At 44.0% G+C, this 13,721-nt stretch carries 8 protein-coding genes; 5 read left to right on the top strand and 3 right to left on the bottom strand.

Annotated elements, in window-relative coordinates:
* The first annotated feature begins 109 nt into the window (after positions 1-109).
* On the top strand, positions 110-673 hold the full coding sequence (locus tag QUA62_RS05665; RefSeq protein ID WP_333402910.1) for a Uma2 family endonuclease: 564 nt from the start codon (positions 110-112) through the stop codon (positions 671-673).
* 429 nt (positions 674-1,102) lie between these two features.
* On the opposite strand, the gene QUA62_RS05660 is transcribed toward QUA62_RS05665, so the two are convergent.
* The gene (locus QUA62_RS05660) at positions 1,103-3,571 is read right to left on the bottom strand and encodes an ATP-dependent Clp protease ATP-binding subunit (protein ID WP_190662089.1); all 2,469 of its coding nucleotides are present in this window, start codon (positions 3,569-3,571) and stop codon (positions 1,103-1,105) included.
* Between the two features lie 429 nt (positions 3,572-4,000).
* On the opposite strand from QUA62_RS05660, the gene QUA62_RS05655 reads away from it, so the two are divergent.
* Positions 4,001-9,349 (top strand): AAA family ATPase, encoded by a 5,349-nt coding sequence (locus QUA62_RS05655; RefSeq protein WP_333402909.1) that lies wholly within the window; start codon positions 4,001-4,003, stop codon positions 9,347-9,349.
* A gap of 4 nt (positions 9,350-9,353) precedes the next feature.
* Here QUA62_RS05655 and QUA62_RS05650 read toward each other — a convergent pair whose 3' ends face one another.
* A complete protein-coding gene (locus QUA62_RS05650) occupies positions 9,354-9,920 on the bottom strand; it encodes a hypothetical protein (protein WP_333216944.1) in 567 nt (188 codons plus the stop codon).
* A gap of 122 nt (positions 9,921-10,042) precedes the next feature.
* On the opposite strand from QUA62_RS05650, the gene QUA62_RS05645 reads away from it, so the two are divergent.
* The 3 genes from QUA62_RS05645 (at position 10,043) to QUA62_RS05635 (ending at position 13,125) form a co-directional block, all read left to right on the top strand.
* Positions 10,043-11,056, top strand: a complete 1,014-nt coding sequence (locus QUA62_RS05645; RefSeq protein WP_333402907.1) for a hypothetical protein — start codon at positions 10,043-10,045, stop codon at positions 11,054-11,056.
* Between the two features lie 455 nt (positions 11,057-11,511).
* On the top strand, positions 11,512-12,612 hold the full coding sequence (locus QUA62_RS05640) for a glycosyl transferase (protein WP_333402905.1): 1,101 nt from the start codon (positions 11,512-11,514) through the stop codon (positions 12,610-12,612).
* A gap of 96 nt (positions 12,613-12,708) precedes the next feature.
* Positions 12,709-13,125, top strand: a complete 417-nt coding sequence (locus QUA62_RS05635; protein WP_333216950.1) for a secondary thiamine-phosphate synthase enzyme YjbQ — start codon at positions 12,709-12,711, stop codon at positions 13,123-13,125.
* Here QUA62_RS05635 and QUA62_RS05630 read toward each other — a convergent pair.
* Positions 13,112-13,627, bottom strand: a complete 516-nt coding sequence (locus tag QUA62_RS05630; RefSeq protein ID WP_333402903.1) for a heme-binding protein — start codon at positions 13,625-13,627, stop codon at positions 13,112-13,114. The genes QUA62_RS05635 and QUA62_RS05630 overlap by 14 nt on opposite strands.
* Positions 13,628-13,721: the final 94 nt, after the last annotated feature.

The raw sequence follows: 13,721 nt of genomic DNA, 5'->3' as shown, positions 1-13,721 counted from the left end.
AAGGCGGGCAATATCGTTCCTACTGAATGACTACTGGTCAATGTAGTATAATAATCACATTATTAAACCTGGGTCGCAGACAAAAACTCGAATATTCCTGTACGAAACAATGATGACAACTCAGTTAATCAAGCGGTTATTTACAGTAAAAGAATATCATCATATGATTGAAGCTGGCATCTTGACAAAAGATGATAAAGTTGAATTAATTCGAGGAGAAATTGTTCAAATGGCCGCCGTCGGTAGAAGGCATACATCTCATGTCAAGCGTCTGACCGAGTTATTCTATACCCGCTTATTATCGAGAGTAACCATTGGAGTTCAAGATCCGGTAGAATTGGACGATTACTCGGAACCTGAGCCGGATATTTCCTTGCTGCGACGGCGCGATGATTTTTACGAATCGGGACATCCTCAGTCTGAGGATATTTTACTCATTGTGGAAGTAGCGGATGCAACCGCTGAAACTGACAGAAGTATCAAAATTCCTCTTTATGCCGAAAACAATATTGTAGAAGTTTGGCTGGTAGATATTAACGAGCAATGTGTAGTAGTTGATCGCGAACCTTCTCCCTCGGGATACCAAAATATTCACAGATTCCAGCGAGGTCAGACTTTATCGATTCTAGCTTTTCCCAATATACAAATTGCTGTAGATAATGTGTTGGGATAAAAGAGCAAAAATTCATAAGGTTTTAGATTTTAGATTTTAGAATTATCTCAAATCTATTACCTGGGAATTATTCATATATCTATTCTCTTGATCTGCGTGAATCTGCGTCAATCCCTTGTCATCTGCGACCCGAAAATTTCTCTTTTTTTAACCGCCGATGAGGGCAGATTAACAGAGATTAACGCAGATGAATTAGATGAAATCCGGTTGCAGCCTCCGTGGTTGTTGACCCTTCGGCTTCGCTGAGGGCATCGCTGTTGACTGGATTTTACGCGGGAGTATGCTACCGCATTTGATATGACTTATTATATAAGGATTTAGAGCTTGCCTAAAGTTGCTTTTTTTTAACCAGTATTTTTTAATTAAAAACCCGGTTTCTCAGAGAAACCGGGTTTTTTATCAACAGTATTTATCCGTCTGTAGAGGGCATTAATGGCTCAATGCAAATTCTGGCAATTTAGGCTCAGATGGACCATCGGGCACTACCTTAACCTGACCGTTTTCATCCACATCAACGATCGCCTTTTGGCCGTCTTTCAGCTTCCCAGACAGCATTTCCTCAGCCAGTACATCTTCCAACAACCGCATGATTGCGCGGCGCAAAGGTCGAGCACCGTAGCTGGGATTGTAGCCTTCTGTAACTAACAAGTCCTTGAACCGGTCCGTCACCGACAAAGTAATACCCTGTTCGGTTAAGCGGCTGAAGACTTGCTGCAACATAATGTCCGCAATCTGCTTCACTTCTTCCCTGTTCAACTGGCGGAAGACGATAATCTCATCCAAGCGGTTGATAAATTCGGGACGGAAAACCTGTTTCAGTTCTTCGTTTACCAAGCTGCGAACGCGGTTGTACTGACCGTCTGCGGCACTTTCAGCAAACTCGAAACCGAGACCGCCGCCACCTTTTTCAATCACTCGCGAACCGATGTTGGAGGTCATGATCAGCAGTGTATTCTTAAAGTCAACTGTCCGACCTTTAGCATCCGTCAAGCGGCCGTCTTCCAAGATTTGCAGCATCATGTTGAAGACATCCGGGTGAGCTTTTTCGATTTCGTCGAACAAGATGACCGTGTAAGGACGGCGCCGGACTGCTTCTGTTAGTTGGCCGCCTTCATCGTAGCCGACGTAACCCGGAGGCGAACCGATAAGTTTAGAAACCGTGTGGCGTTCCATGAATTCGGACATATCTAACCGAATCATGGCTTCTTCGGAACCGAAGAAATAAGTGGCCAATGCTTTTGTAAGTTCCGTTTTGCCGACGCCTGTGGGGCCGGAAAAGATGAAACTGGCGATCGGGCGATTGGGATTTTTCAAGCCTACCCGCGCGCGACGGATAGCCCGAGAAACTGCGCTGACAGCTTCTTCTTGACCGATCAAGCGCTGGTGCAGGGTGTCTTCCATGTGCAGCAGCAATTCCGATTCGGATTCTGTCAGCTTGCTGACTGGTACTCCCGTCCAATTAGCCACGATGTGGGCGATGTCTTCTTCGGTGACGATGGGAGAAGTTTTGAGCTGACTTTTATTGATCGTAGCTTCGGCGATTTCGGCTTCAATTTCTAATTCGCGATCGCGCAATTTTCCAGCTTTGTCGAAGTCTTGCTCGCGCACTGCTGCATCTTTTTCTTTTGTTACTGCAGGCAGTTGCTTTTTGAGTTCTTTAACTTCGGGCGGGGTTTGTGAATTCATCACGCGGACGCGGGAACCTGCTTCGTCAATTAAGTCGATCGCCTTGTCTGGCAAAAACCGATCGTTAATGTACCTGTCTGACAGTGTGGCCGCTGCTTCTAAAGCTGCATCGGAAATTGTCAGTCTGTGATGCTGTTCGTAAGCCGATCGCAACCCGTACAATATTTCTATTGTTTCAGCCACGCTCGGTTCACCGACTTTGATCGGTTGGAAGCGGCGTTCTAAGGCAGCGTCGCGCTCGATGTGCTTGCGATATTCCTCCAAGGTAGTGGCGCCGACACACTGCAATTCGCCTCTAGCAAGGGCGGGTTTGAGCATATTGGAGGCGTCCATGCTGCCTTGAATTGCGCCTGCACCGACTAAGGTGTGAATTTCATCAATTACCAGAATGATGTTGCCGGCAGCGCGAATTTCGGCCATGATTTTCGTTAGCCGTTCTTCAAATTCGCCTCGGAACTTTGTACCAGCAATCAGCGAACCCATATCGAGGCTGATTACTTGTTTGTCTTCTAAAATTTCCGGGACGTTTCTATTAACAATCCGCTGGGCTAGGCCTTCGGCGAGGGCTGTTTTGCCTACTCCCGGTTCGCCTACTAACACAGGATTGTTCTTCGTGCGGCGACCGAGCACTTGGATCACGCGCTCGATTTCATTTTCGCGGCCCACTACGGGGTCGAGTTTGCCGGCTGCGGCTAACTTGGTCAGGTTTGTGCCGAATTCTTCTAAAGTCGGGGTTTTGCGATCACCGCTATCTCCCCTACCTCCGGGTACCGCTGCGACTTCTCCCACGGCACGAATTACCTGCGTGCGGACTCTCTGGCGATCGATCCCCAAGTTTTGCAGCACCTTCGCCGCCACCCCTTCATCGTCCTGAATCAGCCCCAGCAGGATGTGCTCGGTGCCGATGTAATTGTGGCCTAACTGCCGCGCTTCGTTGAGCGCCGTCTCAAAAATGCGCTTGACGCGGGGCGTAAAAGGAATTTCAGGCGGGAGGAACCCGGAACCTCTACCGATGATATTTTCGATTTCATTGCGCGCCTCTTTCAAGTTGAGGCCCATATCCAGTAATACTTTTGCAGCGATGCCAGTGCCTTCGCCGACGAGTCCCAGAAGAATTTGCTCGGTGCCTACAAAATTGTGACCGAGGCGCCGCGCTTCCTCTTGGGCTAGCATGATTGCTTTAATGGCTTGTTCTGTAAAGCGTTCAAACATATTTTTTCTATCCTACTGTCTGGGCGAGGGCTGTATCGCTGCTGGTGAGGAGCGATTTGGAACACTACACAAATTATAGATGTAAATTTTTGTGTATTTCGTTCTCTAACAATGTATCTTGCTAAGGGAGGAGGGACAGTGGGGAGAGCCGAATAGTAGGGGTGTGGTTGCCGTCCGCTGTCGATCGGATATTAATTGAGAATAATAGTAGCAAAATGGCTTGATTGCATGAATACTATCATTTTATGTACCAATTGTATTCTTGTTCGAGCAAATAAAGCTTGATTTTTGTTGGCCTAAGTACATGGTTGAATTAAGCATATAACAGTTGCCATGTCAAGACTTTTGACGGTTGAGGGTGGTCGTGCCGTCAGTCAACAGCGAACAGCGACTTGAATCAGATATATTTGCAACTCTCAGGAGAACTCCATGCAATTTCTCTCCCAATACCAAATCCACTGCACTCTCCACGAAGGTATCGAAACGATTATTTATCGAGGAAAAATCCCCACCCAGCAGGATACAACCGTACTCAAAATCCTGAAAGCTGAATATCCCACCCTTGATGCAATTACCCGAATCAAGCACGAGTATCGCATTCGCCAACATTTAGACCATCCGGGCCTCGTTAAAGTCATTAGCCTAGAAACCTTTGACAACCGTCTCGGCTTGCTTTTAGAAGACTTTGAGGGTGAATCTCTCGATCGCCTCATGTCCAGAAAAAAGCTCGAAGTCATCACCTGTTTGAGGTTTGGCATCCAACTCATAAAAACCTTAGAATATCTACACCTTCAAAAAATTATTCACAAAGATATTAAGCCTAGCAATATTATCATCAACAGCCAAACAGGAACTATTAAACTGACCGATTTCGGGATTGCTTCACGATTAACCAAAGAAAATCCCCAAATTAATAATATTAACTCGATAGTCGGTACTTTTGCTTATATGTCTCCCGAACAAACGGGGAGAATGAACCGCACCCTAGACTACCGCACCGACTTTTATTCTCTCGGTATTACCTTATATGAAATGCTGACAGGTCAATTACCATTTATGAGTAACGACCCGTTAGAGATAGTTTACAGTCACATAGCATCTCAAGCAATTGTACCCCATCAAATTAATTCAGAGATTCCACCAGCCATCTCACAAATTGTGATGAAACTGATTGCCAAAAATGCCGAGCAGAGATATCAAAGTGCGGGCGGATTGCTGGCAGATCTAGAAATTTGTTTAAATCAGTTAGAAGCTACCGGCGAGATAGTCGATTTTACGCCCGGAAACTTAGATATATTGAGTCAGTTGTTGATTCCTCAAAAATTGTACGGTCGGGAAACACAAATCAGTCAACTATTAGCAGCATTTGAACGTGTAGCTAATCCTTGCGAGGAAATTTCTTCTGCTTCCCAAATTGAACTGATCCTAGTGTCTGGTTATGCAGGTATAGGCAAATCGGCCGTAGTTAGCGAAATTCAAAAACCCATCACCCGACAGCGGGGTTATTTTATTTCAGGTAAATTTGACCAATTCAAGCGGAATATACCTTACGCATCTTTAATTCAAGCTTTTCAATCTTTGATCCAGCAGTTACTTGCTGAAAATAGCCAAAAAATACAAGATTGGCAACATCAACTTTTAGCCCCACTAGGCAATGCCGGACAAGTAATTATTGACGTGATTCCCGAGCTAGAATTGGTAATTGGCAAACAGCCTGCTGTTCCCGAACTTGCCCCAACAGAAGCACAAAACCGCTTTAACAGGCTATTCAAAGAATTTATCCACGTATTCGCACAAAAAGAGCATCCATTAGTCATATTTCTCGATGACTTGCAGTGGTCAGATTCAGCGACCTTGAAATTAATGGAATTGCTGGCAACTGACCCAGACAGCAAATATTTACTATTAATTGGAGCCTATCGAGATCGTGAAGTTAGCTCTACCCATCCTTTAATGCAAACAGTAGAGTACCTTGAACAAACGGGGACTATTATCAACAAATTGGTGCTGCAACCTCTTTCTTTAGCCCAGGTAACTGAGTTAATTTCGGAGACGTTGAATGACTCAGAAAGAATTCACCCCTTAGCGGAGTTAATTTGGAATAAAACTGGTGGCAATCCTTTTTTCGTGACGCAATTGCTCAACACTCTTTATCAAGAAAAACTTTTGAAATTTGACTTTACCGGGCTGCTGTCTACCGGAATGAAAGGGCAGTGGCAGTGGAACATTGAGGATATTCAAGCTATTGGTATTACAGATAAGAGTGTAGTTGAACTGGTAGCCAGTCGCATTCAAAAACTGCCAGAGATTACACGAGAAGTTTTGAAATTAGCCGCTTGTGTTGGGGACAATTTCACTCTAGATGTTCTCTCTACTGTCAACGCAAAATCTCCATCAGCCACTGCGACGGAACTCTGGGATGCTTTGCAAGCAGGGTTAATACTTCCATTGAATGAGAGTTACCTTATTCCTTTATTTTTAGATCGAGAATCAGCCGTTAATTTAAATTTCAATTCTTCGCGAGTCGGCTATAAATTTTTGCACGATCGCGTCCAGCAAGCTGCATATTCGCTGATTCCTGATGATGAAAAGAAAGCCACTCATCTTAGCATCGGTAAATTGCTACTTGAAAATACGCCACCCGATAAAGTAGAAGAGAGAATTTTTGATATTATTAACCAGTTGAATGTAGGAATTGATTGTCTCACCCAGCAATCAGAAAAAGATGAATTAGCAGGATTAAATTTAATGGCTGGGCATAAGGCAAAAGCAGCTAACGCTTACCAACCGGCTGTTAAGTATTTGAATGTGGGAATTTCCTTATTAGCACCTGATAGCTGGGTTCGCAACTATGACATGACGCTGCGGCTGTATGTAGAGACGCTGGAAGCGGAATATTTAAACACCAACTTTGAGCAAGCAGAAGTTTTGGCAGAAGTGGTTTTGCGATCGGCTAAAAATCAGCTTGACATAGTGAAAGTGTATCAGCTAAAGATCCTCTTTTATCAGGCTCAAAGCCAGATGCTAAAAGCGGTTGAAACAGGTCTAGAAGTGCTGGAAATGCTGGGAGTCAACCTATTAGATCAGCAAACCATTCCCGTGCCAAAATTGCCGCGAATTGAGGAATTAGAAAACCTGCCAGTTATGACAGATCCTTATCAACTGGCAGCTATGGAAATCCTGACAGCCCTCTATCCTCCTGCTTATATTGCCAAACCAGAAATTGTGTCCTCCCTTGTCTTGACTATGGTCAATCTTTGTATTGATCGCGGTCATTCAGCATTAGCTACTTTTCCCTATACTCTTTATGGAACGATCCTATGCGGCAGCGAAGGCGACATCGAAGCTGGCTACTACGCTGGACTAATCGCTTTAAAGCTGCTAGAACAATTTAATGCTACCCAACAGAAAGCTAAGGTTTCTGTAATGTTTAATGGTCATATAAGAATCTGGAAAGAGTCTACTAAGAATACACTTCCTTCCTTTCTAGAAGGAAGGAGTTTTGGTTTGGAAAGTGGTGACTTAGAATGGGCAATTTATAATTCTAAGCACTATATTGCCAATTTATTCTTAGTAGGAGAACCCCTAGATTTTGTCAAAAAAAAACAAACCATTTATATGGAATTTTTGATAAAAAATAAACACGAATTTGCCATAGGTTATGCTAAAATTTGGCAAATAATTGCTTCAAGTTTAAGAACCAAAACAGCAGAGCAATTACGATTAGTTAGCGGCAGGTTGGATGAACCTGCTGTGATGTCGCGTTGGCAGAAAGAAAATAATCGAATGTCGCTGTTTGCAGCTTATGTTGCTAAATTGATGCTGCTTTATTTATTTAAAGATTATGCTCCGGCTGTTGCCCACGGTAAATTAGCGGCAGAATACGCAGATGGGGCGATCGGCTTAATCACTGTTGGGGTACACAATTTCTACTATTCGCTGGCCCTCCTCGCTCACTATCCTCACAGTGACAATCAAGAAGTATCCCTAGCTATTGTTAACTCTAATCAGCAACTTATGAAAAAGTGGGCCTACCATGCACCCATGAATTATCAGCATAAATACGAGTTAGTCGAAGCAGAAAAAGCGCGAGTTCTCAACGATAAACTTGCCGCCATGGATTATTATGACTTAGCTATTAAAGGATCTGCTGCTAACGGTTACATCCACGAAGAAGCATTAGCTTATGAATTAGCTGGAGAGTTTTATCAATCTTGGGATAAAGAGATAAGTGCTCGAGCTTATCTGACCAAAGCTTATTATGCTTACATCCGCTGGGGAGCTACAGCCAAAGTTAAAGACTTAGAATCCCGTTATCATTATTTAGTTGAGCGCCATCAAGACGTAATACATAAAAAAAATGTTATCAGCACTGCCCAAACTACTATGAACAATAGTTTGGTGCTGGATTTTTCAACAGTTGTCAAAGCATCACAAGCTGTTTCGAGCGAAATTATTCTCAGCCGCTTGCTAGAGAAACTCGTACAGCTTGTAAAGGAAAACGCAGGCGCTCAAAAAGTATTATTTCTTGCCAAGACAGGTAATCAATTATTCATAGAAGCTGGACTTACAGATCAGTTTAATGGTGTAACCGTGTTACAATCTATCCCGATTGACGAATCCGACCTCCTCCCAATTTCATTGATTAACTATGTAGAAAGAACCCAAAAATACTTGGTTTTAGATGATGCTACCCGAGCCGATCAATTCCAATTCGACTCTTATATTGCGACCAATCAACCCCTATCTATCCTAGTATTGCCAATTATCCATCAAGGCAACCTTACGGGAATTTTTTACTTAGAAAATAATTTAACAAAAGGTGCTTTTACTAGCGACAGGCTAGAAATTTTGGGAATCCTGTCTGCACAAGCAGCTATTTCTCTAGAAAATGCTCGTTTTTATAGTATTCTGGAAACGCGAGTAGCCCAAAGAACTGAGAATTTGCATACTGCATTGGAAGAACTGCGCCACACTCAATTGCAGCTAATTCAAAGTGAAAAAATGTCCAGTTTAGGGCAAGTGGTCGGGGGAATTGCTCACGAAATTAATAACCCGATTAACTTTATTTATGGAAATTTATATTACACCAACGAATACGCGGAAAACTTACTACATCTATTACGTTTATACCAAAAAAATTACCCTAATCCCGTGCGAGAAATAGTAAATGAAACAGAGCAAATAGATTTAGAGTTTTTAATGAATGATTTCACTAAAATGATAGATTCAATGAGAGTGGGCGCGGCGAGAGTTCGCGATATTGTGCTGTCGCTGCGAAACTTTTCTCGCCTAGATGAATCAGATAGAAAATGGGTTAATATCCACGAAGGTATCGACAGCACGTTGATGATTTTGGATCACAAATTACTTAATATTCAAGTGATCAAGGAGTACGGCAATTTGCCTTTAGTGAACTGCTATCCGGGAGAAATTAATCAGGTATTTATGAATGTATTGACCAATGCGATTGATGCTTTTTGTCGCGAAAGAGGAAGTGAAGTTGACTCGAAACAGACTCCGACAATTCAGATTTGCACTGAAGTCGCGGAAGGAAATCAAGTAGCGATTCGCATTGTTGATAATGGTGTGGGGATGAATTCGGAGGTGCTGGGTAAAATATTCGATCCGTTTTTTACTACTAAACCGGTAGGTAAGGGGACTGGTTTGGGATTGTCTATCAGTTATCAAATTGTGGTAGAACAGCATGGAGGAAAGTTAATTTGCAAGTCGGAACCTGGAGAGGGCAGCGAGTTTACTATACTGTTGCCGTCTTGATAAATTAAAGCCATCGTGAAAGCAACTGTTCAATTACTTCCACAAAGCCGATCGCAATTTGGATCAATGGCCAACCCACAAAACAAATTAACACCGCCCAGCGAGTTTGAATATCCAAACCTTGGCGAACCGCCACAATTACAGCTAGCAAACTCCAGACCGCTAATATCCGCTCTATTCCTTCTCCCAGCAAGGGAATTAGCGTTAAAAAATTCAGCACTTGGGGGGCGTAAGCAAACCCGATCGGAACCAACAACTCACCATAATTTACGTGCCCCGGCTTCAGCCACTCCCCGATTTTAAAGATAGTGAAAGTCCAAAAATAATAACCCCCCGCGACTGCCAAACCCTCTATGAAAAGTCCTAGAAATATTACTGATAGCTCAGTTCGGTTGATTAACAAGATGATAGCACTGCCCAACACGCGGGACAGCGCAGCTAACATTACAATTGTTAAAGCTATTCGCTTAGTTCTGCCAGTGTAGGGAGTTTTTTCGTAAAAATTGCCGTTCAAAGAAAGTGCGTTCCAAAGCGTTGCCCCCAAACCTGCAATTGAATCTTCTCCCTTCACGTTGAACTCCTGCTCCTCAAGATAGTTGACAATTTTTACAAAATAAGCTCTAATACAGCAGAATCACCGAACTATTTCTACGTAATTAAGTAATTAATTGGCATTCTACCAGATTTTATTAAATGCTAAGATTGATTTTACGGATACTTGCATGGCTGCGCGGGGGAAGTTTAAATTTGTTGCTCATCGCAGGTGTAATCCTGATAATTTGGGGCATTCTTTCGCCGGTGGGAACTGTTATATGGTGGCTGAATCAAAGTGCCGAAACTTTGGGTCTCAAGAAAAATCCGCCGGAGATATTGCCCTCAAACAAGGGCAATCTAGAAGCCCGCAAGTCTTCGCAGCTCAATTGTTATATCATCTTTTTACCGGGAGTTGGCGATTTTTCGGGGGATGAATTAACCCCTGGTGAAGAGTTGTTTCTCAAGCGTTTAGTGAAAAGTCACCCGCAGTGCGTAGCAGTGGGCGATGTTTTTCCTTATTCAGCGTCTAACAAAAGTTTAGGAGGAGAGCGGTGGCTAGCTCCTTTTTGGCGGTTTGCAGAACAGGCAAAAAGCGGGCCGATTGCGGGGGATATATTCATCAAAATTCGCAATCTCTGGAGGTTTGCAATTTCTCTAGATTATCGCTACGGCTTTGCATACAATCAGGGAATGGCTAATGCAATTATCGAGCGCATGAATGCTCAATCTCCCATTTCAGTTAATTCTCAACAACCTTTGAAAGTTATTTTAATTGGCACTAGCGGCGGCGCACAAGTTGCTTTGGGTGCTACTCGCTATCTTAAAGAATGGCTGAAGGCAGAAATTACGGTTGTTTCGGTTGGGGGCGTGTTTTCGGGACAAAATGGTTTTGCAGAGGCCGATCGCATTTTCCACTTTCGCGGCACTCGCGATTCAATTGAGGATATTGGCGGCATAGTTTTTCCGAGTCGCTGGTACTGGTACGCGACTTCTCCTTTCAATCAAGCTCGTTTGCAAGGCCGCTATGCAGAAGCTTTGAGCGGCCCTCACAAGCACGACGGCGATGATGGATATTTTGGGGAAAATCAAGCGGCGGACGGTAAAAAGTATGTAGATATAACCCTGGACAAGATTAATCAATTGCCTGTTTGGTCTGAGGGCGTGTCCGATTGATGGGTTCGGGCATATTCGATGCCTGTACAATTATAATTAAGTTAGGAGGAAAAATTTTAGTTTTAATTTATTCATAAAGAGAGGAGTGGCGGTCATCATTAAAAAATAATTTTATTAGAGTCAATAATAATAAAACTCTTCTGGGCAGTTGCTCAGAGCAACGCCAGGAATATATAGCAATCCTTGCAGCAGTCGTAAATTTTTGACCCCACCCCAACCCTCCCCTTATCAAGGGGAGGGAGTAAGAAATTCACAAATGATTTAGGATGGCTATACAAGTTAAATACACAACCGCTTAGTCATTAGTCATTAGTTATTAATTGTGTCATTGTTCGTTGTGCGTCGCTTGAAGCTTGGCCTTGCTGGCTTCCCGTCTCTACCTCCAATTCCCGATGCCCGATGCCCGATGCCCGATGCCCGATGCCCGATGCCCAATTCCCCATTCCCTATTATCAATGTCTCGACCAACATTATATATTGCCATCACGAATCATGGATTCGGCCACGCTGTCCCAGTCTCCTCCGTAGCTGCAAAAATTCAAGAGTTAAATCCAGATATTTTACTAATTATTACAACAACTGCACCTCGCTGGCTGCTAGAATCTTACATTGGCGGCGACTTTATCCACCGTCCCCGCGCTTTTGATGTCGGAGTCGTGCAAGCTGACAGTTTGAATATGGATAAAGACGCGACACTGGAAAAATTGCGGGAAATTCGGAAAAAGCAAAATTCGCTAATTGCAAGCGAAGTTAATTTTATCAAGCAAAATCGGGTGGGTTTGGTGCTGGCCGATATTCCTCCTTTGGCAACGCGAATTGCGGCATCGGCTGGGGTTCCTTGCTGGATGATGGCCAATTTCGGGTGGGATTTTATCTATAGAGATTGGGGCGGGGAGTTTGCAGAAATGGCCGATTGGATTGCTGAATGTTTCGGAATGTGCGATCGGCTTTTTCGTCTTCCTTTACACGAACCGATGCCAGCTTTCCCAAATATTCAAGATGTTGGCTTAACTGGCGGCAATCCTCGCTACAGTAACGAGCAAGTTCGGGAAGTATTCGGAATAGAAACACCGCTGGAAAAAACTGTATTGCTGACTTTCGGCGGACTGGGTGTAGAGGACATTCCTTATCAAAATTTACAGCTATTTAGCGACTGGCAATTTATCACTTTTGATGCTGGATGTCCCGATTTGCCGAATTTGATTAAAGCCACAAATCAGGAGTTTACAAAATCTTTCCCGAGTTTACCGCGTCCGGTTGATATTATGCCTGTCTGCGGGCGCTTACTTTCTAAACCGGGATACAGCACTTTTGCGGAAGCTTTGCGCTTGGAAATACCTGTTGTTTCTATAATGAGAGAAGGCTTTGCCGAATCTCCCGTATTGCTGGAATGGCTTCAAAATTATGCCGAACATCAAATTGTGACGGCGGCGGAGTTTTTTGAGGGGGATTGGGAGTTTTTGCGACAACCGCTGCATCCGCCCCGTTTGTCGGATAAATTGGATAAAAATGGTACGGAGGCGATCGCCCAAGCTGTTGTAGACTATTTTTCATAAGTGCGATTAGAAATCGATCTTACACAAACAAAGTCTACCTCCGCCGACTGAAGACTTTTGCCTCAGTCTCATCCAAAATCTAAAATCTAAAATCGAATGAATCACTATCAACAGATACTCAAGATTCAAACTACAGGGAAATCTCTGTGCAAAATCACTCCTAAGATAGAAGAGGCGGTGGCGACTTCAGGTATTAAGACGGGACTTTGTAGCTTATTTTTGCGCCATACTTCTGCTAGTTTGGTGATTCAAGAGAATGCTGACCCAGATGTACTTAAGGATTTGGCTAACTTTTTGGCTAAACTGGTACCGGAGGGCGATCGCTACATTCACGATGCGGAAGGCCCAGACGATATGCCGGCACACATTCGCACTGCGCTGACTCACACTTCCGAACAAATCCCGATCGATCGCGGCAGGTTGCTGTTAGGAACTTGGCAGGGAATTTACCTGTGGGAACACCGCCAGCGGGGTCACATTCGCGAATTAGTTGTTCACGTCAGCGGCACTTGATGGGAATTTGTACCTCGCTGATTTTAGTTGCTTCCGGCGTCATCGGGGAATTGTAAAAAAAGCGGCGCGGCGCCCCGACTATTTCGTATTCGGGATGTTCTTGAAGCCAATCTTTGAGTTTCTGGAGGTTATTTTCGTAGCTTTCCCAAGTGTATGCCCCGCGCACGCCGATGCTGACAACCGTCATCGGCGAAGTATCTGTAACTTCTACAGCGGAGTTAACGCTGCTGGGGGCGATATTTGGTGCGGGATAGAGGAACGAAACTTTTGCTTCGGGAACCGCATTGATTTCCCCGGAAGTTTCGGTGTAGCGCGCTTCTACTGGCGTTGTCATCGCAATTTGGTTGTTGCTGATGTGTTGAAATAAGGGATTGAAGGCGATGCCAGTTGCTTGTCGCAAATCGCCCGCGTGGGTGTAGGTGACAGCGCGGTAATGAGGATATTGCTTAACTTCTATGACTCCAATCTGTGCGGGTTCAGGAAATCCAGTAGGTAATACCATTTGAGATTTAAAAGTTTAGATTTTACGTTGAAAAATGGGGAAAGACTGACTCCGCAAGGGTTTGGAAGTTGCTTGCAGTTGCATTATTTTTGAC

Origin of the sequence: Microcoleus sp. MON1_C1 (assembly GCF_036701945.1) — a bacterium.
Lineage (GTDB): Bacteria > Cyanobacteriota > Cyanobacteriia > Cyanobacteriales > Microcoleaceae > Microcoleus.
Note: the sequence above shows the minus strand (reverse complement) of the source record. Positions and strands in the feature narration are given on the sequence as shown.

Excerpts from the sequence above, each read along its gene's own strand:
- QUA62_RS05655 (WP_333402909.1), top strand. The coding sequence starts at position 4,001 with ATGCAATTTCTCTCCCAATACCAAATCCACTGCACTCTCCACGAAGGT.
- QUA62_RS05630 (WP_333402903.1), bottom strand. The coding sequence starts at position 13,627 with ATGGTATTACCTACTGGATTTCCTGAACCCGCACAGATTGGAGTCATA.
- QUA62_RS05640 (WP_333402905.1), top strand. The coding sequence starts at position 11,512 with ATGTCTCGACCAACATTATATATTGCCATCACGAATCATGGATTCGGC.
- QUA62_RS05660 (WP_190662089.1), bottom strand. The coding sequence starts at position 3,571 with ATGTTTGAACGCTTTACAGAACAAGCCATTAAAGCAATCATGCTAGCC.
- QUA62_RS05645 (WP_333402907.1), top strand. The coding sequence starts at position 10,043 with ATGCTAAGATTGATTTTACGGATACTTGCATGGCTGCGCGGGGGAAGT.
- QUA62_RS05665 (WP_333402910.1), top strand. The coding sequence starts at position 110 with ATGATGACAACTCAGTTAATCAAGCGGTTATTTACAGTAAAAGAATAT.
- QUA62_RS05635 (WP_333216950.1), top strand. The coding sequence starts at position 12,709 with ATGAATCACTATCAACAGATACTCAAGATTCAAACTACAGGGAAATCT.